This window comes from Pedobacter lithocola (assembly GCF_042650845.1).
GTDB lineage: Bacteria > Bacteroidota > Bacteroidia > Sphingobacteriales > Sphingobacteriaceae > Pedobacter > Pedobacter lithocola.
The window spans coordinates 61,155-85,760 of sequence record NZ_JBHSBW010000016.1 but is presented as its reverse complement, the minus strand read 5'-3'; the positions used below and the strand labels follow the sequence as shown (position 1 = coordinate 85,760).

The window sequence follows — 24,606 nt, the reverse complement described above, 5'->3', positions numbered from 1 at the left end:
CATTTTTTTAGTTTGGGCAATTTTATTATGAGTAAGGATAGGATTTGTTTTTGCCTACACGTAAATCTGACAGGTCTTCTACATCTGAATACCTCCAATTTCATCTTAATGGAAATGGCCGCCGCTCTAAGTTCCATCACGCATGCCCCTCTGAACGGAATATTCCTGATCGCCAAAATCACTGGTGGATATGTGCTGATGGTGTCTTTGATGATTACGTTTGCTATTTCGTAAATAGAAGTATTAAAAAAAAGCCGTTGCAGATAAGGCAAAACCGCTGTCATATGAGGGCAAACATCCACTGTGCTCATTTAGATAATACTCTGTTGTCTCATAGAAAAGGATTAAATACCGCTTATGGACTAAGGGCTTTTCATCTCAGTGTGATTCTACTGGAAAGTGGAGTCACCTATATCATGAAATGATAGGGTTTGCTTACTCGACTATTTGAGTAACCGACCTTAAAGTGGCAATTACTTTTTTGAAATATTTAGCCCGCGATAAATCCCATAAAACGCCAGATTATCTTCGGAAAGGGAAGATATTGTCGGCTCCTTAACATATTGATTAGTAATATTGGAATGACAAAAGAAGAAACCCAAATCATTACATCAGAGAGAATATACAACTAGCAGTGAAAATCGGACCAATTTCAACATTGCCAGCGAGGGGGGCCAGTCACCAGTATCAATATATGGGTTCCAAAATATTTAATATGGTCCCTTAAACTAATTGCTAAAAAAGCATATCCGGTAATCAGCAGGAGCAATAAAAGCAGCGAAAGTAAGACGTTAAAGGCATCAATATTCAACAACCTCATTAATATACCTATTAGGATAATGCATGTATAAAAGAGGTGCATTACATGAATTCGCCTTACATTCCTACCCCAAGTTATCATTCTGCTTGTCCTGATGATGCTACTACATTTTTTCATGCTATTAATTTTAGATAATCTAGCCAAAACGATTCCTGTGGAATTATTTCTATATAAATTCTTGATAATCGATTTATTGTTTGATTAATTGGTTTCTTTCATAGTCTAATGAGTTTCATAATGGGGTGGCTTATTTTCAACCTGAACGTGTTAGTAAAGTTGAGCTTATTTTGAACTTACAATTCATTACCTAGGTTGGATAAAAAAATCTGTCATTCCTTCGTTGCATATCAACTGGGCTATGAACGCCAAACCTTCAGCGTGCCTGTAATTTATACCAACCGCTTATATCTACACGGTGATGTACATGAATAATAGTGGAACGGCGATGCTAATTTTCAGGTGTCAGTACCTCGTTTATTACATGGTTTGGAACAATAATCCGACTAAAAGCGTATTTTTATGCCTTTAGTAATCCATCAAAAACCCTCTTAATGAATAGCATACCAAAAAGCCCGATAGAAAGAATAATAGCCCCAGTTAGTCGTTTTGTCCACCTGGAATACACTAGTGGTATTGTCTTGCTGATTAGTGTACTGCTGGCTATCATCTGGGCAAACTCCGGATTTAGTGAATCTTACCATCTTTTATGGGAAACGCATTTTATGGTTGGTTTAGGCGAGCACCTGCTCGATAAGCCCCTTCACATCTGGATAAATGATGGGCTGATGGCACTCTTCTTTTTTGTGATCGGCCTTGAGCTCAAACGTGAATTTATGGAGGGTGAACTCTCCACCGTTTCCAAGGCATTGCTACCGATGACAGCAGCATTGGGCGGTATGCTTGTTCCTGCGACAATTTACTTTTTGATCAACAGCGGGACAGGTGCCTCCCATGGCTGGGGAATTCCGATGGCTACTGATATTGCCTTTGCACTAGCCTTGCTTTCCATGGCAGGCAAGCACATCCCTGCTAGCATCAAGGTTTTTCTCTCTGCACTAGCTGTGGCGGATGACCTTGGAGCAGTAATGGTTATCGCCTTCTTTTATACCGGACAGGTCAACTTTGTAGCCCTTGGCATTGCCGGAATCTTTTTATTGGTGTTGATTATCGGAAACGTAATGGGTATTAGAAGCAGTGCATTTTACCTCATACTCGGGATTGCTGTATGGATAGGGTTCCTTTTATCAGGCGTTCATGCTACTCTTGCCGGGGTAATTGTCGCCTTTACTATTCCGGCAAGGACGAGAATTGATGAAGAGGTATATTCCAATAACCTGCGTAAACTAACTGATGATTTTGACCGCGAGATCCCCAGTAATAGCACGCTGACCACCCCCGACCAGCACCATACCATACAGCAGGTGAAAAACCTCAGCCTCGCTGCAGAAACCCCACTCCAAAAGATTGAGCATGCGTTACACCCCTATGTGGCCTTTCTGGTTATGCCCCTTTTTGCATTGGCAAACTCAGGCATAATTATCGGTGCTGATTTTTTCACCGCTATAATCAATCCGGTATCCATTGGCGTAACAGCGGGATTGGTATTGGGCAAATTTACAGGAATATTGCTATTTTGTTATATCATGGTAAAACTGGGTATTGCCAAATTACCTGAAGGCGGAACCTGGAAACACATGATCGGGGTTGCATTGCTTGCCGGGATAGGTTTTACAATGTCTCTTTTTATTAGCGGACTGGCCTTTTCGAGTCCAGAATATGTTGAACAGGCAAAATATGGGATTCTAATTGCCTCTGGTCTGTCAGGCATATTGGGTACTCTAGTGTTAAGGGGAACGGCCCGGAATCAAACTGGATTAAAAAAATAGCAGTATGAAAGAACACGAATCAGGCCTAGGTGCTTACATCAAATTATTTTTTCAGCGCAGGTTCAACCTCCATCTGGATAAGGCTAATGAGGAAGAAGTAGTCTCGGCCATCAAGGCCAATACGGTTTTTGTTGGACCAAGCCTATGGACCCTAATATTTGCAATATTCATCGCTTCGATAGGCCTGAACGTCAACTCGACGGCCGTAATCATCGGGGCGATGCTCATCTCGCCGCTTATGGGGCCGATAATTGGGATCGGACTGGGTATCGGGACAAATGACCTTGCCCTGGTACGACAGGGAGGGAGAAATCTCCTTATTGCGGCACTTATAAGTATTGCCACCTCGACACTCTACTTTTATATCACCCCACTGCATGATGCCCAGAGTGAACTACTGGCTAGGACAACGCCCTCGATATGGGATGTATTCATTGCCTTTGTTGGCGGTTTGGCCGGAGCGATAGCGGTGACGAGAAAGGAAAAAAGCAATGTGATTCCAGGAGTGGCCATCGCGACTGCATTGATGCCGCCCCTCTGTACAGCAGGATTTGGGCTAGCCTCGGGCAACCTGCTTTTTTTTGCCGGGGCAATCTATCTTTTCTTTATCAATAGCTTATTCATTTGCATCTCGACCTATCTGATTGTTCGTTTTTTGAAGTTTAACAAAAAATACTTTGAGAATAAAAATACTGAAAAAAAGGTGTCGAGATATATCCTAATTACCGTTTTGGTAACCGTTCTGCCAAGCATTTATCTCGCTTACGGAATTGTACAGAAAAGTATCTTTGAAAGCAGTGCACAGCGACTTATTCGTGAGGAGTTTAATTTCAGTAATACCCAGGTGGTTAACAAGAGTTTTAAGTACTCAAGGAATTCAAGAGAAATCGATTTACTTTTAATTGGCGCGGAACTCTCCAAACCAACCGTCGACAGCATCCGTTCAAAACTATCTGTATATAACCTTCAGGGTACCAAGCTCATTATTCGCCAGGGGCTCGATGCTAGGGCAAATGTGGATTTTTCCCAGATAAAGGCCAGTATAATGGAGGATGTGTTTAACAGGGATTCACTGGCCAAAAAGACTGTGTCTGCAAATAAGGATGATAGCGAAATTCCAGAAATCCGGGAAGAAATTAAAAGCCTGTTTCCGGCTATCAAAAGTTATAGTATAGCCAATAAGATTTACATGAATACAGATACTCTTAAAAAAGACACTGTTCTTCAGTTCACTGCTACCCTAAACGGAGGTATGCCAGTGTCGGAGAAGGGTAAATTGGAAAAATGGCTAAAAGCGAGGTTAACATCCCAAAAGTTAAAAATAATTTTGCAATAGCCAACTATATAAAGTCTAAGCTGACTTCTGTTTGGATAACATCAACTAAACATAAAAGCGGATTTCACCACCTAAAATTGAATCTGCTGATAGCAGATTAGCTGGGATTGTATGGACCGACTATATCGAATTGCTATCTGGTCAATTGGTTCAAAGTCGATTTATCAGGTTTCAAGGAATCATTTCTATGTTCAGCGTATCATCGCTTGGCATAATGTTGATATTCCACTATCACTTTTAATAAGTAAAACTTTATCCTAACCAATTCGTTCTTAATAAGATCAGGGTACTACATACTTTTTCCGGGATCTAATAACAGATAAGATGGATGCAAAGAAAATAATGATCGTAGACGATAATCCAGATATTCTGGAAATCTTATCCCTGATAATGGATATGGAAGGTTTTCAGGTATTGGGAATAAGCAATGGACTGCTTTTTTCTGAGAGTATTTTATCCTTTTGTCCTGATCTGATTCTACTGGATATAATGCTAGGGGAAGTAGACGGAAGGGATCTTTGCAATATTTCCAAGTGAGCTAAAAAAATTGGTCACATACCGGTGATCATGATTTCTGCCACACATGGTATGAAAGATATCAATCTTCTTTGCAAACCCGATGACTTTATTTCCAAGCCATTTGATGTAGACGATCTGGTGTTCAGGGTAAACAGGCAGTTTGTAGCATAAACAGGTTTTGGGCTGGTTAAATATAGCATCAGCAAGAGTGCGAACTTTTGCAGTCCCTGCATTCCTATGCACCTACTTGACACAATTGAAAAACAATTTCGATAAGTTGAGATTCTAATTTACATGATAAGCTGATGGACTAAAAAAGACAATGTATAAGGTCTCATGCGCCTATGAACCTATTACCGACAGAACTTTAGAATTATTCAGTCGCTTTGGTATCATTCAAGGAAACACCCCCTTTAATGCCAAAGTCCAGCGTCCTAATTGGAAAAGGTATCATAATGTCGTTTTGGTCATACGCCTTTTTTATGCGCATGATGGCCTGGCTCTTCACCTCCAAAAAATTAACCTGCTCGGTGGTACTAATCCACATCCTGATTACATAGTTTATAGAGCTATCGCCAAATCCCGTATAGAACATGGCCACCTCCTCATCGGCAGAGAGCCCATCGATATCCATTACCGCGTCCAGAGTTACTTGTTTCGCCTTATCCAGGTCATCACCGTAAGAAATACCAACTTCCAGGTCGATCCGTCTTTTCCCCAAAAGGCTGTAGTTCTCAATTGGGCTTTGGAAAACATCCCTATTTGGTAGAATCACCATCTGGCCCTGATAAGTTCGTATGACGGTATCCCGAAGATTAATCTCCTCCACCTTGCCCATGTAATCCTTGATTTTAACAATGTCGCCCACGTATAATGGCTTTCGAATCGAGATGAAAATCCCTGACATAAAGTTAGCTGCAATATCTTGAAAGGCAAAGGCCAAAGCCAGTCCCAATATCCCCGCACCGGCCAATATTGATGTAACAGCTTTGTCTAGCCGCAGAACGCTTAATGCTATAAAAATTACGATCCCTATTAAAAAGATATAGATAAGTGTGCTGAAAAGATTATCTAGCGTCTCGTTATGTATAACCTTTCTTATCAGTTTGTTTACTATTTTTCGAAGTGACTTTGCAATGAAGATGCCAAGAACGAGGATGAGGGCTGCAAGAGTAATATTGGGAAGAATCCGTATAAAATCCTTTGTCCATAAGACTAACTTATCGGTAATCAGTTCATAAGCATGATTAAAATCCATAATGAAGTACTATTTTGTGGTGAATAAGGTCAACGGTTTTTGTCAGGTTTTAGGTTTTTTAAGCCTTTTTGGTATTTCTAGAGATATCAATAAAAGACACGGACTTCCTTACAAGGCTGTAATCTAGGTCGATTTGCATTTCTTGCCAAGAAAATTTAAATTAGCCTCTCATCAAAACCTATTATATGTTGCAATATTTTAAGTTTAGAGATTTATCAGTTCGCAAACCGCATCATTTTGACTTAGGTTTTCCACTCTTCTTCAATACGAAGTTCGAGAATAATTTTTTTGTCACCAAGTTGTTTAGACTCTCTTCTGAGGAATATACAGCATTTTATCAATATCATCTTAACTGGTTTATTTCAAGAAACCCAGGCTTGGAAGAAAAATTCTTCTTAAATGTCTGGACGATAGTGGACGACCGTATCATTGAATACCTTAAAAAAAAGGTTTCCTCACTCAACACGATTGAAACCCTAAAAAAACTTAGAGAATTCAAGGGTACCATTGCACAGCTCGATACATGGAATATCTCTAAAAAAATAGAGGTTGTCGTGGCTGAAAAAGACCTGGAAATTTCAGCACTGAAGTTGGAGATAAATGACTTGAAGAATAAACTGAAATCGATCAGCAGGTTCGATCCAGACCAAAAGATCAGAATTCTTGAAGGGAACCTCCCTACGTTGGTCGATCTAATTAAACAAATCCAGCATATTGAAATGCCAGATGGCAAAAAGCTGGCCCGTTCACAATCTCAAAGCCCCTGGTACAAAATGATTGCTAGATATTTTCAGCAAGGAGAAAATGAGATCTCCCCGGAAACACTTCGGAATTACTTTCCAGCCAATACATCTACTAAATTAGTTAAGGGATCAGAAGTCGCGGAGTCCAATAAGCTATTTAAAATCATACCGCTGGAACCTAAGTAAAATACAACCAATCTGACCAAAGCATATAAATGGTCATTTAAAACGTACTTTTCTGATTCAATTTCGTATTGGCAATGTCGCCAAAGTAATTGAATTTTATGTCTATAGAAATTATGACCAAATCTGATTTGATGGATTTTAAATCAGATCTATTTAAAGAACTTAAAGCTTTTCTGGCTCCAGAAAAACCCGCTGATAAAAAATGGCTTCGTAGCAATGAGGTCAGGAAGTTATTGGGCATATCGGCCGGAACTCTTCAAACCCTTAGAAATAACGGAACACTCAGCTTTACCAAAATTGGCGGGACCATGTATTACAGCATGGAGGAAATCAACAAAGTTCTGCAGTTTCCAAAAACGTCTAATATTCTGAGATGAAAATGGCTACACCATTAACAATCTTCCTGTGCAAGGCAGCGGAAGACCATGTGATTTCGCCCATACATATCAGTCTCTTTACATCAATCGTTCAGTGCTGGGCCAGTGGTGGCCGGATGAATCCGGTCGTGGTCACCAGGAAAAAGCTAATGAGGATTTCAAAGATCAGATCAACCAGCACTTACCATAAGTGTATTACGGATTTATCCAGGTCAGGTTACATTACTTATCTGCCATCTTTCAATCCATCAGGTAGTTTGATTTTTTTAAATAAATAACGTTGTATGAACCGGTTTATTGAGAAAGGGTTTTTTAAAAATTTTGAGGGAGCAAGTTTATGTTTTTGTTACCACAAAAACCTTTTTCCCGGGGAAAAAGAACTTGCTTTCCGCTCCCGATGGTCGCAGAAAGTGGCTGCCGCCATAAAGACCTAAATTAGATTAGTATGGAAATTCGACCAAAGAAAAAAGGTGGAAGACCACCAAAAAAAATAAAAAGACAAAGTATGGTCAGACTGCGGTTAACCATCACCGAGCGATTTCTTTTGGAACAAAAATCAAAGCGAGCTGGAATGGGCATAAGTGATTTTATAAGGCATTCAGTAATCTCATCCAAGGTAATGAGCAGATTTGGAGAAGTGGAAATCTCTGCTCACAGGGTACTTGCAGGCATGGCAAACAATTTAAATCAGCTGACGAAAAAAGCCCACCAACTGGGCCTGCTGATTATGGCTAAGCGCTGTCAGGATCTGATCTCGGAAATTGAAGATCATATGAAAACAATGAATGATTTATGATTGGCAAAATAACATCGGGAAAGAGTTTTGGTGGCTGCGTGCGCTATGTAGTTCAAAAGGATACTGCAAGAGTGCTTGATGGCTTGGGCATCAGGACCGCTGACGTGAAAAGGACGATTGCAGATTTTAATTTTCAGCGTTCCGCAAATCCGGAGCTAACTAAAGCGGTTGGTCACATTTCCCTAAACCTCAGTGAGCAGGATAAGCTGAAGCTAACTGATGAAAAAATGCTGGAAATGGCAAATGAATACCTTGATAGGATTGGCATCAAAGATACGCAGGTACTTTTTGTCAGGCATGAAGATAAATCGCATCCGCATGTACATATTGTGTATAACCGGGTCTCAAATTCAGGTAAGACCATTTCTGATAAAAACCTGTTCCATAAAAACGCGAAGGTATGCCGGGAACTGACCAAGGCTCATGGTTTATTTTTAGCTTCCTGCAAAATGCATGTGAATAGACAGGCACTAAAGGGGGCTGATAAGGTTAAGTATGAGATTTTTGACCATATCATATATGCGAAAGCCGTTACAAAAAATTGGGGAAACTTTGAGCAGGCCCTGAAAAATGATGGGGTTGGAATTATTTTCAAATACAATGGGAATACCCAGAAGATTCAGGGACTTTCTTTTAACAAGGATGGCTATGTGTTCAAGGGCTCCGAGATTGACAGGTCGCTAAGTTATGGTAAGCTGAATGCCGAATTTAATGCAATAGCTTTAGATACCTCCTATTCTCCGGCAGGGACAAAAGAACCCGCTACCATGCAGAATCTGGTTAATGAGATTCGTAATCATATTCAGTCTGATCATACCGGCACCTCCTTGCTCGAGGTTTTGCTGCAATCGGAACTTCCCACCCTTGCCACAGAACCCGAGCCATTTATTAAAAGAAAAAAGAAATCTCAGGCTAAGGGCAAAAGCCGGGGAATGAGTAGGTAATTAAATTAAATGACATGAAAACAGTAGAGCAATCATTAGATAATTTTGGAGAGATTTTAGAGGCCTTGGCAACTCAGAGCAAAGCGCTGGAAGATAATGTCCGGACATTAATCAATACCCAACCTGCTAATTATGGTGATGATTTCAAAAAGGTATTACAGGAGTTAACTGATGTTAATGGAAAATTAGACCGGGAGGATTTAAAAGCTATGTTGGTCAGTTTAAATCGGAAAATAGAAAAAGTGCCGGACATCATCCCAGTTAAACATCACCATTATCTTGACAAGAATAGTAAGGGTTTGGTTGTGGGCATATTTTCTGGTTTTATTTTTATTGCAGTTTTAACTGGATTAACTGCGTACATACTGAACCGAAATGCCTCGCTGGCTTTGGATAGTGATAAACTTTTGTACTTAAGGGCTTATAATCCAGAATATTTGAATCGTGTGGATTTGGCATTTGTATCTGCAAGGGATAGCCTGGTTAGGGCTGCAAAAGAAATCATACTCAACCAAGAGCAACTGCTGCAGGCGGAGCAGAGCCTTAGAAACAAAGAGACTGAACTCAACAAAGCGCGGTTACTAAAGAAGAAACTGCAACACAGGCGACAAAAAAAAATAAAAATCAAATAGATGTGTTTTGGCCATCCTTCATTTGTGGCCTATCGAACCCGGACACACAATCCACCTTCGTTCCGATTTTGCATTTACGGAGTTTGTGTTTTGTGCAATAGAGGAGAAGTAATTTAATTAGGGGCGCTCGTTGCGCCCTTAATTAATAGCTGTTTAGCCCTCTGGCAATAATGGGTTCAACCATTTTCTAAAAAAGCGTAATTTCACCTCTTGAAGAGACGTCGTCTTTATTTTAAAATTGGAATCGCCCAGATAGCAGTATTTATCGGCTGACAAGGCGTTAAGTTAGTGTTGTACTATCACCTGCTTTTTGATAATCTCCTTGTCCTGAAGGATGTGTAAAAAATACGTGTCATTTGGTAAATCTGATACCTGAAGTTGGATTTCCTTGTTTATTGCAGTAGTCTTTGCTTCTTTTAATAAAACACCATTTTTGTTAAACAACTTTACACTAAAATCCTTTTCTTCTTTTAAATCATTATTTTTAGTTTGATCGGCAGTTGCTCCAATTTTTTTATATCCGATTCTCAACTCATTACTTGCTGGATTAGGGTAAACGACTATATTGGATGTATTGCAACTGACAGCAACGAAGCCTTCTTCCCACATAGGTTCTATACACTCTGTGCCGCTCAACCAAACTTCTAAATTGTAAAAACCAAGGGGCATTTGTTCAGGCAAGTATATAATCCCTGTTTGAGTGGTGGTGATAATCTTGCTCTGAAAAAAAATACCGTTAATATTTTGAATATAATAATTTAGCTCGACCGGGAAGGCTGGTATCTGTCCAATATCATATTTAAAGAGATTATTATAGTCACTATATAGGTTAGGTTCGCCACATAATAAAATCGTCCCATCACCAAGAGTTCCACCACAACCATCCTCGCAATAAAGTTCTGTAACTCTTACGCTATAAGGAACGCCCATACGAATTTGAAAGCTTTCCAAGACGTAAGAACCACAATTTGTTGTGACGGTAGCCTTTAATACCGATATCCCATCATTAGTCTTGTTCAGAGTGACCTGATTTCCCACGATATTAGTAAGTGTACCACCCGCTCCCTCAATGCTCCAAGTGAAAGTTGCTCCATTAGGCAGGTTGGTGATGCTAAAAGTTCCCTCTTGGCAAACATACTTCGGCCCTGAGATATTGCCTGGGTAAACGGTATTCAGGGAATTAGTTCCAGTGTTGGATGGGTCTAACCAGTTGCTCAGTCTTGTTGCATTTGTTCCACCACCATTCCATGACAGATCAAATCTCCCATAATATTTGGTTATTGGAGCGCAGCCATTTTCACCGCCATGGAGTTGACCGACAATCTTATGGTCTTGATCAAAAAGGGGCGCCCCTGATGAACCTCCCTCTGAGGTTCCGTTATCCAAACCCACAACCCAGTGGGAGTTAACAGGAGAAGTAGTCCCTCCAAACCAGTTTATTACACTGCTGTTCGTTATTAATGAGTTGTTATCAAAAGAGATTTTCTTTACATCCCCAGCAGGATGGTGTATAGTAGTTGCTGAAGATGGTGCGGTTGCTGATTTCGTCCATCCTGCGAAGGAAATACAACCAACGACGGCAGGATTGTTGTATAATTCCAAAAGTGTCATATCAGTAGCTTGGTGGGCAGACCTTAAATCTGCTCCACTGAATGTGACAAAATCAGTTCCATCCGTTCCATTACAGGTAGGACTTTCGTATCTGAACCTGAATAACCAATTGTTTACAGCAGATTGTTCGGTATTAGATAAATTAGCATCTGAATTTCCGTCCAGACAATGAAATGCGGTAAGGAAATACGGTTTGTAGTCATTAGGAACGCTATTGATCAACGCCCCAGTACATAATCTTGTACCATTAGCTAAAAGTATCATGGCTACTGAGTTAGCGTCATCTCTCCACGTTGAACCCACTGGACAAGCAATATCATTATTACACGCTAAGGCGTCACCGAAAACGTTCGGTGTAAAAGTATTTCTATATCCATGGATAATTCTAGATATATGTACACTATTCTCAGCTACATCGCCAGTTGTAACTAATTCAATTATAATCTTGTCCCCTTTGATTAAATCTGTCCATAGCACCCCGTTTTTTTGGATATCTTTTGAAGTTATTGGCCCATAAGCAAAAGTGTTATCGTCATTATATATATTGATAAAAGCGCTATTTCCCAATCTTAATTTATCGAAAATCAAATTTATGCTGAAGGCTTTTGGAGAAGAAACTGACAAGTAACAAAAGCTTGAATCTCCAATTTTTCTTTTTTCACTGGCCTCTATAAAATCAATGTCTGCAGAGACGTCTTTACCAAATCTGAATGGATAACCATTTATTTTCTCAATGGAATCCTGTTTTGATAATGCTCTAATTTCTTCATCACTTATGGAAAATCTCCTTTCGACGTTTATCCCTTTAAGCTTTGGGTAAAATACTTTTTCTTTACTATTTCTGGAAGCAATCTGTGCCGAAACAACAGATATCGATGTCACCATTAAGGTAACGATACACATTATTGAAATTAGGTGTTTGTTGAGAGAGGCGTTATACATAAGTTTTAATTATTTACATTCGAAAAATTCTTTTATAGATATCTTATTGCTGGGAAGTCCTCCAATGTCGCAAAGGTTTCCTCCCTCAAATTGAGTGACTACCTCAAATTTAATTGATAAAGGTTGACCTTGTTTATTTTTGTCGGTCGGAAGTGTGTTGGTTAGTACGCAATTAGGATAGGCGGGTCCGTTAGTGACAGAAGGATCGGTCCAGCTACTCCCAATATCATTTCTTTTTAGCAGCTGTATTACAATGCCACCACAGGTTGACCTAATTACTTTTGCATTATTACATAATGATTGATCAATATCATTTTCGTCTTTCTTACATTGAGCACCTAACAGAAGAAGACTGCATATTAAAAGTGAAAAACATTTTATTTTCATAATGATTTATTTTTAATAAAAATATTTAAAAAAAATTAACAAATAAAACCTAATGTATTAATTATTTGTTAATTAACTTTTTTTTTAAGGTTTTTCTACTTACCTAGATATTAGTTAAAGATTACTGTAGTTCTAAGCCTTAATCCCATTTTTTTTGTCTGAATATTACTTTCCAAATAATCTGGTTTTACGACAAAGAAATTATCCCCTGCACCAATTTGCTATCATTTTTAAGCATAAAATGTGTAGCAGGTTTCAGTAAAAATGGGACATAAACCGAATCAAATTTACTTCTGTTAGCCACTTTAAAATCCCCCCCTTTGGCGGGTTATTTGAACATTTTGAAATTAGATTCGTCAAGGGAGATATCTTTGTACCCTTAACAACACCCAGTTAAACCGATGGTACTAAAGGGATAAGCTATTTTCTAAAATCATAAATTACTGTCCTTTCCATTGAGTTTCTTAATCAAGTTTTGAGCAAAAAAAACCATTTATCATTAATTCTTGAGAAATGAAGCCAATTAAACTCACCTGCTAATTCCATGATCTTTACCCATGTCATCTTCTTTATTATGCTTTAGCTTCAACCCTGAATAGATGTTTCGCTCATTTTCCGCTTCAGTGCCGAATTGGCTTGATGTATTTATCAACTTATCCGCTACTTTCTGCCATTGAAGTTTTCCATCGATAAGGTCTATTGGAATTTCCATATTGATTTGATGGTGATAGGCTACAGAGCGGTTGGCCATATCTATGGTCACATTCGGATATTTTTGATAGTAGTGATTGAGCATTTCGGAATAGTTGAGTTTTTCGAGCAGGTAATATAAGTCGACAAAATCTTTGATACGCTCTCCGCTCCCAACAATGGCATTTAGTTTCATTGCTGCAATATCCTGCAATGATGCCATTCGGATCCCTTCGATGTTTTCGATAGGCCGTATATTTGGATAGGGATGGGTAATAAAGTCAACTTTGACTCCATCAATTAAGCCCATTAATGCACCTGTACCAATTACTTTCAAATTGGAACCGTAATTCCAAAGAAGATGATCCTGCAAGATTTTGGGATCAAAATTCTGTATCGAAAATAAATCAATATCAATGGATATCCTGTGTCCGATTTTTAATGATAATGCGGTTCCTCCAACCAGAAAAAATTGTTCCAGCTTTGGATCGTTCATTAATTTTTGGATTAAATCCAGTGTGTTTGTTGTGACGGTATTTTTATATAGCATTTCAGTTGATGTTTATTCAACTGGAAATATTTACATACTTTGTCTATTATGATTTCGGGAAGAGAAGCAATTTCATTTTTCAGCGTATCCACGATTTTCTCCTGACCATAGAATCTTAAAAGCTCCTCCCAATCATTTTCTTCGCCCCTTGTTATCACTCTTTCAATAACAATCCGATAAGAACGCTGCCAATTGATGTTGGAATACTTCATATCCCAGAACAAGCTCTTAGGGAGGTTGGGCCTAGACAGTTTCGCTAAAACTGGTTTCCGCTCGATTCGTATCTGATCATTTTCAAAAGGCTCTTTCTTTTTTGACAGGTAGTTACTGATGGTATGATAACTATAATCGGGATAGCTGTCGCAGAAGTTTCTGAGACTAGAAAAAACATCCAATTCAATTCCAGTGAATCTTTTCCACTGTACCAGTACCACACGTGCTTGTCTTGAGCCTTTCATCATTGCAAAAATATGAAAAATCATTAAATAGACTAATATTCTGAAATATTTACCAGTTTTTGGTGAAATTTGGTTGAAATCAATTTCAAAGCACATAGTGAAGTTGAAAGCCACAAAAGATATTTGGGCTTTCATTTGTTCGATTCCAGAATAACAGACCCTAACTAATCCTAAGCTGCTCCTTGAGCTTGCTCATATCCTGACTAACCTTAATGTCAAGAACTTTCGCATAGTGCTGAGTAGTTTTCAATGCTGTATGTCCGAGTAGTCTACTAACTGTCTCAATGGGCACTCCATTTGAAAGCGTTATTGTGGTTGCAAATGTATGTCTTGCCAGATGGAAGGTCAAATGTTTATCTATACCACAAATATCCGCGATTTCCTTTAAATAAGCATTTACTTTCTGGTTGCTTGATACCGGCAAAACCAAACCTCTGCTTTCGCATTCAGGATTGTCCTTATAGCGATTTAATATTTCAAGTGCATCGGGTAAAATTGGTATATGGGATGAAGTATCAGTTTTTTGTCTCTTGGTAAATATCCACTTTTCTCCATCCATTCCTAAAGCGATTTCTGAATGTTTCAGTTTCTTAACGTCAGCATAAGATAATCCCGTAAAGCAACAAAAAATGAAAATATCTCTGACCTGTTCTAACCTACTGATTGTAAATTTTTTGGCTGAGATCTTATCTACTTCCTCTCGGGTCAGATAGGTACGTTCTTTGGCCTTTGCTGTAGATTTATATGCAATAAAAGGTGCCTGTTTCAACCAACCATTTGCTATGCAGTGATTGACGATCTTTTTAAGGTGTTTAATGTACTTTGCAGCAGATACACCTGTGCACTTACAGTCTGCTTTTAAATAATATTCAAAATCATTAATAAAAGCAAAATTCAGCTGACTGATTTGAATGTCATCCTGTAGATATTTTTTTTGGATAAAATTTGTTAAATGTCTTTCAGATGTAACGTAGCCTTTGAGTGTATTGGCTTCAAAGCCATTCCCGATTAATTCCTTCATCTTCGCATTATGTTCCGCAAATAGGCACAATAAATATCTGCTTTTTTCGGATTTGCCTGTAAACTGTCCCTGCAAACTGGTTGCTGTCACCTCTATGCCAGAGTCAATTAATGCCTGATGGGCCATTCTCATCTTGAACCGAAGGCTATCAAGATAACTGTTGAGGATTTTGGCATCTTTAGTTGTGCCAATGGCACGCCCTGCAGAGCTGTTCCATTTTTCGGATTCACAATCACGGCCAATAGACATTTCTGCCCGCTTACCATCTACGGTTATACGTAGATAAATGACCCTTGGGCCGCCTTTGTAGACTTTTTGCTTTCTTAGATAATAAAGCAGATTGAAATTACTTTTCATAATTACTTACTTAGAGTGAAACAAAAGTAAGATTGCAGAACTCTTCTATCAAGATGTTTGGTGATTGAACATGTTGATGTTCAGCTTGTTGAAGATGATTCGGTGCGTACTGATATCAATTTTTGATACACACCGAATTTCACACATTTTTATTGTGATTTGATGCATATTTTGCGACTTTGATATTAATAAAAAACCCTGCAAATGCTTGATTTGCAGGGTTTTGACATCATTTGATATTGATTCTCGTAGCCCGCAGGGGAATCGAACCCCTATTTCCAGAATGAAAATCTGGCGTCCTAACCGGTAGACGAGCGGGCCATCTTTAAGTTTTAAGTTGAAAGTTCTACGTTGTAAGTTAGATCTAACTTATAACTTTTTACTTAAAACTTTCCACTTTAATGGTAGCGGGGACACGACTCGAACGTGCGACCTTCGGGTTATGAGCCCGACGAGCTACCAACTGCTCCACCCCGCATTATATTGTATTTTATATGGAATACCAACCATCAATTTTTACAGAACTGAAACTGATAAAAAAAACCGCCTTACTTTCAAGCGGTTCGTAGCCCGTAGGGGAATCGAACCCCTGTTTCCAGAATGAAAATCTGGCGTCCTCACCCCTAGACGAACGGGCCATTTTCAAGCTTAAAGTTGAAAGTTTTACGTTGTAAGTTAAACCTAACTTATAACTTTTTACTTAAAACTTACCACTCTAATGGTAGCGGGGACACGACTCGAACGTGCGACCTTCGGGTTATGAGCCCGACGAGCTACCAACTGCTCCACCCCGCACTCTATACAACTCGTTTTTAATGCTGAATTAAATCCTTAACTCTATTTCCGAATTGGAATGCAAAGATATAATTCGTTTCTTTGTGCTGCAAATTTTTTTTAATAAATATTTTAATGGCGCATAAAGCAGGTTTTGTTAGTATCATAGGTAAGCCAAATGTTGGTAAATCAACCCTTATGAATGTGCTTGTAGGCGAGCGACTTAGCATCATTACGCCTAAGGCACAAACCACCAGACATCGCATTTTAGGCATCGTAAATGAAGATGATTATCAGATAGTTTTCTCTGATACACCGGGTATTATCAAGCCAAAATACAGTTTACAGGAGAGTATGATGAGCTTCGTTAACGGATCTTTAACCGATGCTGACGTACTTTTATTCGTAACTGATATAAATGAAGCGCATGATGAAGAAGATGTTTTAGAAAAAATCCTGAATAAAAATATTCCAACAATTGTACTGATAAACAAAATAGATAAGGCTTTGCAAGAGCAGGTTGATGAGAAAATTGCGTACTGGCAAGAGAAGTTAAATCCTGTTGCCATCTATGCCATCTCTGCTTTACACAACCATAATGTGGATGGATTGTTGGATAGAGTTTTGGAAATGTTGCCAGAACATCCACCCTATTACGATAAAGAAGAATACACCGATCGTTCAGAGCGTTTCTTTGTTTCAGAAATCATCCGTGAAAAAATATTTTTAAACTACCAGAAAGAAATTCCTTACAGCACAGAGGTTATTGTAAAAAGCTTTAAAGAGGAAGAAATGAAAAATGGCAAGGGTTCTATGATAAGAATTACTGCCGAAATTGTAGTAGAAAGAGATTCGCAAAAAAATATTCTTGTCGGTACTGCTGGTAGTATGCTTAAAAAAGTTGGAACTGAAGCCCGAATAGAAATTGAAAAGTTTTTAGATACAAAGGTGTTCTTAGAAATGTTTGTGAAAGTTATTCCAGACTGGAGAAGCAAAAAGAACTACCTAAAAAGCTTTGGTTACGATAATTAACCGTACCTTTGCAGCCCGAAATAAATCGGTTAGTAGTTGATAGTCAATGGCTGATAGCCAAATCGTTTAGGCAGCTTGCCTAAACATCCCGACCATTAACTATAAGCCATTAACTATCAATAAACAACACCATGAGTAACATTATAGCCATCGTAGGCAGGCCAAACGTAGGCAAAAGCACCCTCTTTAATCGATTAACTGAAAGTCGTAAAGCAATTGTTGATGACATTAGCGGAGTAACCCGCGATAGACATTACGGTACCGCAGAATGGACAGACAGACAATTTACTGTAATTGATACAGGTGGTTATGTTGCAAACTCAGAAGATGTTTATGAAGCAGCTATCCGTGAACAAGTAATAATTGCCATTGAAGAAGCCAGCGTGCTTATTTTTATGGTTGATGTTACAACAGGCATTACCGATTTAGATGATGATATTGCTCAGGTTTTACGCCGCAGTAACAAACCTGTTTTTGTAACTGCAAATAAAGTTGATAATACGGCTCTACATAGTGAAATCAGTACGTTTTATGGTTTTGGTTTAGGTGAAGTTTTCCCACTATCTTCAATGACGGGTTCTGGAACGGGAGAGTTGTTGGATGAAATTGTAAAGCATTTTGAAGACATCCCAGAAGAGGAAAATCAATTGCCTAAAATTACAATTGCTGGTCGCCCGAATGTTGGGAAATCATCTTTAGTAAATGCATTAATTGGCAAAGAACGAAACATCGTTACGGCAAATGCTGGTACCACCCGCGATTCAATAAAAATTCACTACAACCAGTTTGGTCATGAATTTATGCTTATTGATACAGCGGGTTTGCGTAAAAAAACAAAGGTTAAAGAAAATCTTGAGTTTTACTCGGTTATGCGTACCATTAAAGCCATTGAAGAGGCTGATGTAGTAATATTAATGATTGATGCCGTTGAAGGCATAGAAAGCCAGGATATTAACATCTTCCACCTTGCAGAAAAAAACAAAAAAGGTATTGTTATTTTGGTTAACAAATGGGATTTGATTGAGAAAAATACTCAAACAATGAAAGCTTTTGAAGAAGAAATTCACGAACGCATTCGCCCATTTACAGATGTGCCAATTGTATTTACCTCTGTTTTGAACAAACAACGTATTTTTAAAGCGATTGAAGTTGGCTTAGAAGTTTATAAAAACAGAAGCAAAAAAGTACCTACATCGAAGTTAAATGATGTGATGTTGCCTCTGATAGAAAAATTTCCACCTCCTGCATTAAAAGGCAAGCACATTAAAATAAAATACATTACTCAAATTAATGCTACTTCGCCAATGTTTGCATTTTTCTGCAACTTGCCACAGTACATTAAAGATCCTTATAAACGTTTCATCGAGAACAAACTAAGAGAGAACTTTGATTTTTCTGGTGCACCAATTCAAATTTATTTCAGACAGAAATAAGCATAGCAATCAGAAAAAAGTTTAAGCATAAAAATTTTAAAAAGCAGGGCTAGCATTCCATATGGAAAGCAGCCCTGCTTTTTTGTTAAGTCCATCCACAACCTGCCGTCACCCTGAATTTATTTCAGGGTCTTAATAGTAAATCGGCTTAGCATTTAAGATGCTGAACTATATTCAGCATGACGAGCAAAAAACCTAAGGTAAGTAGGTCCAAATAATTTAACGCTGAATTCTTATCTTCGCGGCATGCAAATCGAAGTATTAAACAGCCAAGCATCAGATATAAACACCATATTTCAGTTTTATGATATGGCAGTAGAACATCAGAAGAAAGTTTTTAATAAACATTGGCAAGGTTTCAGTAAGGCACTAATTGAAACTGAAATAGCAGAGCACAGGCAATACAAAATTCTGGTTGATGATAAAGTGGCTTGCATTTTTGCAGTAACTTTCAATGATAAATTAATTTGGGGCGATAGAGATAAAGATTCGGTTTACATCCATCGGATTGTAACTCATCCAAATTACCGCGGCTATTCTTTTGTAAAAGAAATTATTAAATGGGGAAAATTGTTTGCGCCTATGAATGGAATAAAATTTATCAGAATGGATACTTGGGCTGATAATGATAAGCTTTTAGAATATTACACAAGTTGTGGTTTCAGTTTTGCTGGTACGGTAACAATGGAGCAAACCGAAGGCTTACCTAAACATTATGAAGGCATTAGTTTAAATCTATTTGAAATTGAGGTTAACGAAGTTGCAGCTTCCATGTAAACATACCCTCACCTTCAGCTACTTTTACAAAACTATTTTTCTCCAATATAGAATAAGAAGCCACGTTATCTACTTCTGTTGATGCAGAAATTGTATTAACAGCTGGTTGTTCTTTCGCCCATTTTATCATTCTGGCAACGGCTTCTGTCATATATCCTTTCCCTCTAAATTCTTCATAAGTACCATACCCGATTTCCAATTCGCCGTTGGCATCGGGCTCGCCGACAAAACAAAAATCTCCAATCATTATATTATCAGCTTTTGATATTAGAGTCCATAAGGTATTAAACAAGTAATTCTTATTTTCATCTATCACATTTGGTAGAATCGTTTGCGATAAAGCTTCTTTTAGTGAAGATGATATTACTTTATTAGATGGTTTAAGGTTTAACTCTTCTTCCAAAGAATTATCATTCTTAATATATTTTAAAAGTTGATTGTGGTTGAGTGGCTGTAAAATGAGTCTATCCGTTTCTAACATATTGCAATGATGACAAACAAATTTAAATTTTAGATTTGGATTCCTCCAAATTTAGCTCTAAATATTTAGTGCATAAAAAAGCCCCAACGAATTGAGGCTTAATAATCCCGATTTGCATCAGGATACACAGTATATTGTTAAATTGTTTCTTCTGAAACGAATTTTGCAGAAGCAAAATCACGATTCATTCTAGCAATGTTTTCTAACGAAATTCCCTTAGGGCATTCTGCTTCGCAAGCGCCTGTGTTTGTACAGTTACCAAAACCTTCAGCATCCATTTGGGCAACCATGCTTTGTACACGACGGTAACGCTCCGGCTGACCTTGAGGCAACAAAGCCAATTGTGATATTTTAGCAGAAACAAAAAGCATTGCCGAAGCATTTTTACACGTAGCAACACATGCACCACAACCAATACAAGCTGCTGCTTCAAAAGCTGCATCTGCCTGCATTTTAGGGATAGGCAAGCTATTCGCATCTTGTGCATTACCAGTGTTTACCGAAATAAAACCACCAGCGGCAATAACCCTATCAAATGCAGAACGATCTACAGTTAAATCTTTAACAACAGGGAAAGCTGCAGCACGCCATGGCTCCACAACGATGGTATCACCATCTTTAAAAGAACGCATGTGTAACTGGCAAGTTGTTACCAAGTCTTTTGGTCCATGCGGGCGACCGTTAATAAACATCGAACACATTCCGCAAATACCTTCGCGGCAATCATGATCAAATACTACCGGTTCTTCACCTTTGTTAATTAACTGCTCGTTTAATACATCAAACATCTCTAAAAAAGACATATCTGGCGAAATTTCAGCTAATTTATAATCAACCAAAGCACCTGCAGTTTTGTTATTTTTTTGACGCCAAACTTTTAGCGTTAAGTTCATATTTCCTGTACTCATGATATTGAGATTTGAGATGCTAGACTTGAGATGCGAGACTTGAGATGTGAGACTTGAGCATTAGGCAATTGCCTTATCTCATATCTCATATCTAGTTTCTCATATCTCAATTCTCACATCTATTTATAACTTCTTTGTGCTACTTTAATATTTTCAAACTTCAACTCTTCTTTGTGAAGCTCGAAGTTTACACCTTCTTTAAATTCCCAAGCTGCTACGTAAGCATAGTTAACATCATCACGTAATGCTTCACCTTCTTCCGTTTGGTATTCTTCGCGGAAATGGCCACCACAGCTTTCTTTACGATCCAATGCATCGATACACATCAACTCACCGAGCTCGATAAAATCAGCAACACGACCAGCCTTTTCCAATTCAGTATTCAATTCATCCGCTGTTCCAGGAACACGAACATTGCTCCAAAACTCAGCCCGCAAAGCTCTGATATCTTCAATCGCTTGTTTTAAACCTGTTTCACTACGAGACATACCACATTGTTCCCACATGATATGACCCAAACGTTTATGGAAGTGATCTACAGACTTTGTTCCTTTTATATTGATTAAAGTATTTAAAATATTCTTGGCCCTTTCTTCTGCCTCAACAAATGCCGGATGATCTGTAGAGATTGCTTTTACAGATATCTCATTAGATAAATATGCTCCAATTGTATAAGGAAGAACAAAATAACCATCTGCCAAACCTTGCATTAGTGCCGATGCACCTAAACGGTTGGCGCCATGGTCAGAAAAATTAGCCTCACCTGTACAATACAAACCAGGAACAGATGTCATTAAGTTATAATCAACCCATAAACCACCCATAGTATAGTGTACTGCAGGGTAGATACGCATTGGCGTTTCGTACGGATTTTCTCCTGTAATTTGAGCATACATGTCAAATAGGTTACCGTATTTTTCTTTAATTACAGCAGTACCTAAGCGCATGCAAGTTTCTTTATCCGGATTATGGATACCCGCTTTAGAAGCTTCGATTTTACCGTAACGTTCTGTGTTTGCCTTAAAATCTAGATAAACAGCCAATTTAGAAGCACCTACGCCATAACCAGCATCACAACGCTCTTTTGCTGCCCTAGAAGCAACATCACGAGGCACTAAGTTACCGAAAGCAGGATAACGACGTTCTAAATAATAATCTCTTTCATCTTCAGGAATTTCTGATGCCTTGCGGTTATCATCTTTCTTTTTAGGAACCCAGATACGACCATCGTTACGTAACGACTCAGACATCAATGTTAATTTTGATTGATGATCGCCAGATACAGGAATACAAGTTGGGTGAATTTGCGTGTAGCAAGGATTTGCGAAATAAGCACCTTGCTTATGTGCTTTCCAAGCTGCAGTTACATTACTTCCCATCGCATTGGTAGAAAGGTAAAATACGTTACCATAACCACCAGTTCCTAAAACTACTGCGTGACCGAAATGACGTTCGATATCTCCAGTAATTAAGTTACGAGCAATAATACCACGAGCTTTACCATCAATTTTAACAACCTCAAGCATTTCGTGGCGGGTGTACATTTCTACTTTACCCATACCAATTTGGCGTTCAAGAGCAGAATATGCACCTAGTAACAATTGCTGCCCGGTTTGACCAGCAGCGTAAAAGGTACGTTGAACTTGTGTACCACCAAATGAACGGTTATCTAATAAACCACCATATTCACGGGCTAAAGGCACTCCTTGCGCCACACATTGATCAATAATATTTGTACTTACTTCTGCTAAACGATGTACGTTAGCTTCGCGAGAGCGATAATCACCCCCTTTTATGGTATCATAAAATAAACGATAAGTGCTATCGCCATCATTCTGATAATTTTTTGCTGCATTAATACCACCTTGAGCAGCGATAGAATGCGCTCTACGCGGAGAATCCTGGAAACAAAAACATTTAACTTTATAACCCATTTCGGCAAGCGTAGCTGCGGCAGAAGCGCCAGCTAAACCAGAACCAACAACGATTACTTCTATACTTCTTTTATTTGATGGATTAACCAAAGGCACTGACGACTTAAATTTTGTCCATTTACTGGTTAATTCGCCTTCCGGTATATTTGAATTAATATCTGACATATCTTTCGTGCTTAAAATTATTGAATAAAACCGAAGTGAAATGCGATCGGCATCGCAGCAAATAAAATCGAAATAATAATGGAATACCAAACACCTGCACCTTTGATTATGCCGCTATATTTTGAGTGATTCCACCCCATAGTTTGGAATGCTGAAGCAAAACCATGCAATAAGTGGTAACATAATGAAACCATTGCTAGAATATAGACTCCAACACGAAGTGGGTCTTGAAATTTATCTTTCATTACCGCATATAAATCTTCGTGTCCGTTTGCATCAACCGTTGGAATACCGGTAAAACGAGAAACTACCCAAAAATCTTTTAAGTGAACAACTAAAAAGATAAGCAATAGAGTACCAAGCAAACCCATAGAGCGGCTATACCATTTACTATTTGCTTGGCCATCAGTTACGGCGTATTTGATTGGTCGAGCTTTGTTGTTTTCCAATGTTAGTCGTAACGCTTGAAAAATGTGTGTAAGCAAGCCTAACATCAATACAATTTCACCAGCTCTGATTATCCAATTTGTTGCCATAAAATGAGCACCAATATTGAATGTTAAACCACCATCATTGATAAATATCAAAGCATTGATACCGCAGTGTACAATTAAAAAGAGTATCAGGAATATTCCTGTAGCACCCATAATAAATTTCTTTCCAATAGAAGAGGAAAAAGCATTTCCGAAACCACTCATTTGATTAGGATTTATATCTAAATTTCTTGCAAAAGTATCTAATTATGAGTTACAATTTATAAACGATTATGACAAAACATCCATAAATAATCTATTTAGAAACATTCTAAAGCAACGTAGATTAAGATAAGGTTAGGAAATGAAAATTATTCCTATATTGAGTAAAAAATCTTTTTGACATATATTAGACATTAAAATATGATGTGACGATGAAGTAAAAAACTTTTAAATGAAACATTAAGGCATTGAGATATTTCACACATGAATTATTAAAAGGCTTTTTTATAAAAATCTTAATGCCTTAATGTTAAAAATTCAACTTAATTAGCATAGCCTTTTTAAAAAAAGACCTTACTGCCTTAATATTAAAAATTCAGATCAAATAACAATTATAAAAATTCCACTTAAATAACTCTATGACTAAAAGACAAGTAAAACAATTATCCTACGATATTACGGGCTATGCTATAAAAGTTCATAAGGCGTTGGGACCGGGACTTCTAGAAAGTGTTTATGAAAAATGTTTAAAGTTTGAACTTGAAAGAAATGGTCATCACGTAATACAACAAGCCATTGTACCAGTTGAATATGACGGATTAGAATTAGATATTGATTTGAAGGTAGATTTATATGTTGATAATTGTATTGTTGTAGAACTTAAGACCGTTGAAAATATTCTTCCAATTCATGAAGCACAGATATTGACTTACATGAAGTTACTTTGTGCACCGCAAGGTCTTATTATTAATTTTTATACAGATAATATTACAAAATCTTTAAAGCCATTTGTCAGCAATTTCTACAATATTTTGAAAGATTAAAACATACTGTCAAAAATTTAAGCACAAAAAAAAGTCCCGATTTGTATCGGGACTTTTTACGATTTATGTG

24 protein-coding genes and 4 tRNA genes are annotated in these 24,606 nt (G+C 38.0%); 13 read left to right on the top strand and 15 right to left on the bottom strand.

Features of this window, described 5'->3' with window-relative positions:
• Positions 1-27 precede the first annotated feature (27 nt).
• On the top strand, positions 28-234 hold the full coding sequence (locus tag ACFOWA_RS18355; RefSeq protein ID WP_123207426.1) for a chloride channel protein: 207 nt from the start codon (positions 28-30) through the stop codon (positions 232-234).
• Positions 235-490: 256 nt separating this feature from the next.
• Here ACFOWA_RS18355 and ACFOWA_RS20640 read toward each other — a convergent pair whose 3' ends face one another.
• Positions 491-628: a hypothetical protein gene (locus tag ACFOWA_RS20640; RefSeq protein ID WP_449302268.1), complete on the bottom strand. Its 138-nt coding sequence runs from the start codon at positions 626-628 to the stop codon at positions 491-493.
• A 743-nt stretch (positions 629-1,371) separates the two neighbouring features.
• Between ACFOWA_RS20640 and nhaA the strand changes: the two genes are divergently transcribed.
• The 3 genes from nhaA to ACFOWA_RS18340 all read left to right on the top strand — a co-directional run bounded on the left by nhaA (position 1,372) and on the right by ACFOWA_RS18340 (position 4,579).
• Positions 1,372-2,706 (top strand): Na+/H+ antiporter NhaA, encoded by a 1,335-nt coding sequence (gene nhaA / locus ACFOWA_RS18350; protein WP_123207427.1) that lies wholly within the window; start codon positions 1,372-1,374, stop codon positions 2,704-2,706.
• Positions 2,707-2,710: 4 nt separating this feature from the next.
• Complete coding sequence (locus ACFOWA_RS18345; RefSeq protein WP_378988031.1) at positions 2,711-4,042, top strand: TIGR00341 family protein; 1,332 nt, start codon at positions 2,711-2,713, stop codon at positions 4,040-4,042.
• Positions 4,043-4,366: 324 nt separating this feature from the next.
• The gene (locus tag ACFOWA_RS18340; RefSeq protein WP_378988028.1) at positions 4,367-4,579 is read left to right on the top strand and encodes a response regulator; all 213 of its coding nucleotides are present in this window, start codon (positions 4,367-4,369) and stop codon (positions 4,577-4,579) included.
• A 355-nt stretch (positions 4,580-4,934) separates the two neighbouring features.
• Here ACFOWA_RS18340 and ACFOWA_RS18335 read toward each other — a convergent pair whose 3' ends face one another.
• The gene (locus tag ACFOWA_RS18335; RefSeq protein ID WP_378988025.1) at positions 4,935-5,819 is read right to left on the bottom strand and encodes a mechanosensitive ion channel family protein; all 885 of its coding nucleotides are present in this window, start codon (positions 5,817-5,819) and stop codon (positions 4,935-4,937) included.
• Positions 5,820-6,004: 185 nt separating this feature from the next.
• Between ACFOWA_RS18335 and ACFOWA_RS18330 the strand changes: the two genes are divergently transcribed.
• From ACFOWA_RS18330 to ACFOWA_RS18310, 5 genes are all read left to right on the top strand, one after another.
• Entirely contained in the window at positions 6,005-6,748 is a 744-nt protein-coding gene (locus ACFOWA_RS18330; protein ID WP_123207433.1) for a hypothetical protein, read from the top strand.
• 98 nt (positions 6,749-6,846) lie between these two features.
• Positions 6,847-7,125, top strand: coding sequence for a helix-turn-helix domain-containing protein (locus tag ACFOWA_RS18325; RefSeq protein WP_123207434.1), 279 nt, complete (start codon positions 6,847-6,849; stop codon positions 7,123-7,125).
• Between the two features lie 445 nt (positions 7,126-7,570).
• Complete coding sequence (locus tag ACFOWA_RS18320) at positions 7,571-7,921, top strand: plasmid mobilization protein (protein WP_123207435.1); 351 nt, start codon at positions 7,571-7,573, stop codon at positions 7,919-7,921.
• Positions 7,918-8,865, top strand: a complete 948-nt coding sequence (locus tag ACFOWA_RS18315) for a relaxase/mobilization nuclease domain-containing protein (RefSeq protein ID WP_378988020.1) — start codon at positions 7,918-7,920, stop codon at positions 8,863-8,865. The genes ACFOWA_RS18320 and ACFOWA_RS18315 overlap by 4 nt, the downstream gene beginning before the upstream one ends.
• 14 nt (positions 8,866-8,879) lie before the next feature.
• Entirely contained in the window at positions 8,880-9,497 is a 618-nt protein-coding gene (locus tag ACFOWA_RS18310) for a hypothetical protein (protein WP_378988016.1), read from the top strand.
• Positions 9,498-9,782: 285 nt separating this feature from the next.
• Here ACFOWA_RS18310 and ACFOWA_RS18305 read toward each other — a convergent pair whose 3' ends face one another.
• The 9 genes from ACFOWA_RS18305 to ACFOWA_RS18265 form a co-directional block, all read right to left on the bottom strand.
• Positions 9,783-12,050, bottom strand: a complete 2,268-nt coding sequence (locus ACFOWA_RS18305; protein WP_123206545.1) for a T9SS type A sorting domain-containing protein — start codon at positions 12,048-12,050, stop codon at positions 9,783-9,785.
• A gap of 9 nt (positions 12,051-12,059) precedes the next feature.
• Positions 12,060-12,437, bottom strand: coding sequence for a hypothetical protein (locus ACFOWA_RS18300; RefSeq protein ID WP_123206546.1), 378 nt, complete (start codon positions 12,435-12,437; stop codon positions 12,060-12,062).
• 529 nt (positions 12,438-12,966) lie between these two features.
• Positions 12,967-13,623: a nucleotidyl transferase AbiEii/AbiGii toxin family protein gene (locus ACFOWA_RS18295; RefSeq protein WP_378988012.1), complete on the bottom strand. Its 657-nt coding sequence runs from the start codon at positions 13,621-13,623 to the stop codon at positions 12,967-12,969.
• Positions 13,624-13,634: 11 nt separating this feature from the next.
• On the bottom strand, positions 13,635-14,270 hold the full coding sequence (locus tag ACFOWA_RS18290) for a DUF6922 domain-containing protein (protein ID WP_148042761.1): 636 nt from the start codon (positions 14,268-14,270) through the stop codon (positions 13,635-13,637).
• Between the two features lie 25 nt (positions 14,271-14,295).
• Positions 14,296-15,513, bottom strand: a complete 1,218-nt coding sequence (locus tag ACFOWA_RS18285; RefSeq protein WP_378988007.1) for a site-specific integrase — start codon at positions 15,511-15,513, stop codon at positions 14,296-14,298.
• A gap of 249 nt (positions 15,514-15,762) precedes the next feature.
• A tRNA-Glu gene (locus ACFOWA_RS18280) sits at positions 15,763-15,834 on the bottom strand.
• Positions 15,835-15,915: 81 nt separating this feature from the next.
• Positions 15,916-15,991 (bottom strand) — tRNA-Met (locus tag ACFOWA_RS18275).
• Positions 15,992-16,079: 88 nt separating this feature from the next.
• Positions 16,080-16,151 (bottom strand) — tRNA-Glu (locus ACFOWA_RS18270).
• An 81-nt stretch (positions 16,152-16,232) separates the two neighbouring features.
• A tRNA-Met gene (locus ACFOWA_RS18265) sits at positions 16,233-16,308 on the bottom strand.
• 114 nt (positions 16,309-16,422) lie between these two features.
• Here ACFOWA_RS18265 and era point away from each other — a divergent pair.
• The 3 genes from era to ACFOWA_RS18250 all read left to right on the top strand — a co-directional run bounded on the left by era (position 16,423) and on the right by ACFOWA_RS18250 (position 19,529).
• On the top strand, positions 16,423-17,319 hold the full coding sequence (gene era / locus ACFOWA_RS18260; protein WP_378988004.1) for a GTPase Era: 897 nt from the start codon (positions 16,423-16,425) through the stop codon (positions 17,317-17,319).
• A gap of 131 nt (positions 17,320-17,450) precedes the next feature.
• A complete protein-coding gene (gene der / locus ACFOWA_RS18255; RefSeq protein ID WP_123204770.1) occupies positions 17,451-18,752 on the top strand; it encodes a ribosome biogenesis GTPase Der in 1,302 nt (433 codons plus the stop codon).
• Positions 18,753-18,998: 246 nt separating this feature from the next.
• Positions 18,999-19,529, top strand: a complete 531-nt coding sequence (locus ACFOWA_RS18250; protein WP_378988001.1) for a GNAT family N-acetyltransferase — start codon at positions 18,999-19,001, stop codon at positions 19,527-19,529.
• Here the strand turns inward: ACFOWA_RS18250 and ACFOWA_RS18245 are convergent.
• The 4 genes from ACFOWA_RS18245 to ACFOWA_RS18230 all read right to left on the bottom strand — a co-directional run bounded on the left by ACFOWA_RS18245 (position 19,504) and on the right by ACFOWA_RS18230 (position 23,715).
• On the bottom strand, positions 19,504-20,010 hold the full coding sequence (locus ACFOWA_RS18245; protein ID WP_378987998.1) for a GNAT family N-acetyltransferase: 507 nt from the start codon (positions 20,008-20,010) through the stop codon (positions 19,504-19,506). The two genes, ACFOWA_RS18250 and ACFOWA_RS18245, sit on opposite strands and share 26 nt — an antisense overlap.
• Before the next feature lie 137 nt (positions 20,011-20,147).
• Positions 20,148-20,918 carry a succinate dehydrogenase/fumarate reductase iron-sulfur subunit gene (locus ACFOWA_RS18240; RefSeq protein ID WP_123204768.1) on the bottom strand — a complete coding sequence of 257 codons (771 nt, stop codon included), beginning with the start codon at positions 20,916-20,918 and terminating at the stop codon, positions 20,148-20,150.
• 119 nt (positions 20,919-21,037) lie between these two features.
• Positions 21,038-23,017 carry a fumarate reductase/succinate dehydrogenase flavoprotein subunit gene (locus ACFOWA_RS18235; protein ID WP_378987995.1) on the bottom strand — a complete coding sequence of 660 codons (1,980 nt, stop codon included), beginning with the start codon at positions 23,015-23,017 and terminating at the stop codon, positions 21,038-21,040.
• 17 nt (positions 23,018-23,034) lie between these two features.
• Complete coding sequence (locus tag ACFOWA_RS18230) at positions 23,035-23,715, bottom strand: succinate dehydrogenase cytochrome b subunit (protein WP_378987992.1); 681 nt, start codon at positions 23,713-23,715, stop codon at positions 23,035-23,037.
• A gap of 416 nt (positions 23,716-24,131) precedes the next feature.
• Between ACFOWA_RS18230 and ACFOWA_RS18225 the strand changes: the two genes are divergently transcribed.
• Complete coding sequence (locus ACFOWA_RS18225; RefSeq protein ID WP_378987989.1) at positions 24,132-24,536, top strand: GxxExxY protein; 405 nt, start codon at positions 24,132-24,134, stop codon at positions 24,534-24,536.
• The last annotated feature ends 70 nt before the right edge of the window (positions 24,537-24,606 follow it).

Bases quoted from the DNA above. Each gene is read 5' to 3' on its own strand.
- ACFOWA_RS18355 (WP_123207426.1), top strand. From the start codon at position 28: ATGAGTAAGGATAGGATTTGTTTTTGCCTACACGTAAATCTGACAGGT.
- nhaA (WP_123207427.1), top strand. From the start codon at position 1,372: ATGAATAGCATACCAAAAAGCCCGATAGAAAGAATAATAGCCCCAGTT.
- ACFOWA_RS18345 (WP_378988031.1), top strand. From the start codon at position 2,711: ATGAAAGAACACGAATCAGGCCTAGGTGCTTACATCAAATTATTTTTT.
- ACFOWA_RS18340 (WP_378988028.1), top strand. From the start codon at position 4,367: ATGGATGCAAAGAAAATAATGATCGTAGACGATAATCCAGATATTCTG.
- ACFOWA_RS18335 (WP_378988025.1), bottom strand. From the start codon at position 5,819: ATGGATTTTAATCATGCTTATGAACTGATTACCGATAAGTTAGTCTTA.
- ACFOWA_RS18330 (WP_123207433.1), top strand. From the start codon at position 6,005: ATGTTGCAATATTTTAAGTTTAGAGATTTATCAGTTCGCAAACCGCAT.
- ACFOWA_RS18325 (WP_123207434.1), top strand. From the start codon at position 6,847: ATGTCTATAGAAATTATGACCAAATCTGATTTGATGGATTTTAAATCA.
- ACFOWA_RS18320 (WP_123207435.1), top strand. From the start codon at position 7,571: ATGGAAATTCGACCAAAGAAAAAAGGTGGAAGACCACCAAAAAAAATA.
- ACFOWA_RS18315 (WP_378988020.1), top strand. From the start codon at position 7,918: ATGATTGGCAAAATAACATCGGGAAAGAGTTTTGGTGGCTGCGTGCGC.
- ACFOWA_RS18310 (WP_378988016.1), top strand. From the start codon at position 8,880: ATGAAAACAGTAGAGCAATCATTAGATAATTTTGGAGAGATTTTAGAG.
- ACFOWA_RS18305 (WP_123206545.1), bottom strand. From the start codon at position 12,050: ATGTATAACGCCTCTCTCAACAAACACCTAATTTCAATAATGTGTATC.
- ACFOWA_RS18300 (WP_123206546.1), bottom strand. From the start codon at position 12,437: ATGAAAATAAAATGTTTTTCACTTTTAATATGCAGTCTTCTTCTGTTA.
- ACFOWA_RS18295 (WP_378988012.1), bottom strand. From the start codon at position 13,623: ATGAACGATCCAAAGCTGGAACAATTTTTTCTGGTTGGAGGAACCGCA.
- ACFOWA_RS18290 (WP_148042761.1), bottom strand. From the start codon at position 14,270: ATGAAAGCCCAAATATCTTTTGTGGCTTTCAACTTCACTATGTGCTTT.
- ACFOWA_RS18285 (WP_378988007.1), bottom strand. From the start codon at position 15,513: ATGAAAAGTAATTTCAATCTGCTTTATTATCTAAGAAAGCAAAAAGTC.
- era (WP_378988004.1), top strand. From the start codon at position 16,423: ATGGCGCATAAAGCAGGTTTTGTTAGTATCATAGGTAAGCCAAATGTT.
- der (WP_123204770.1), top strand. From the start codon at position 17,451: ATGAGTAACATTATAGCCATCGTAGGCAGGCCAAACGTAGGCAAAAGC.
- ACFOWA_RS18250 (WP_378988001.1), top strand. From the start codon at position 18,999: ATGCAAATCGAAGTATTAAACAGCCAAGCATCAGATATAAACACCATA.
- ACFOWA_RS18245 (WP_378987998.1), bottom strand. From the start codon at position 20,010: ATGTTAGAAACGGATAGACTCATTTTACAGCCACTCAACCACAATCAA.
- ACFOWA_RS18240 (WP_123204768.1), bottom strand. From the start codon at position 20,918: ATGAGTACAGGAAATATGAACTTAACGCTAAAAGTTTGGCGTCAAAAA.
- ACFOWA_RS18235 (WP_378987995.1), bottom strand. From the start codon at position 23,017: ATGTCAGATATTAATTCAAATATACCGGAAGGCGAATTAACCAGTAAA.
- ACFOWA_RS18230 (WP_378987992.1), bottom strand. From the start codon at position 23,715: ATGAGTGGTTTCGGAAATGCTTTTTCCTCTTCTATTGGAAAGAAATTT.
- ACFOWA_RS18225 (WP_378987989.1), top strand. From the start codon at position 24,132: ATGACTAAAAGACAAGTAAAACAATTATCCTACGATATTACGGGCTAT.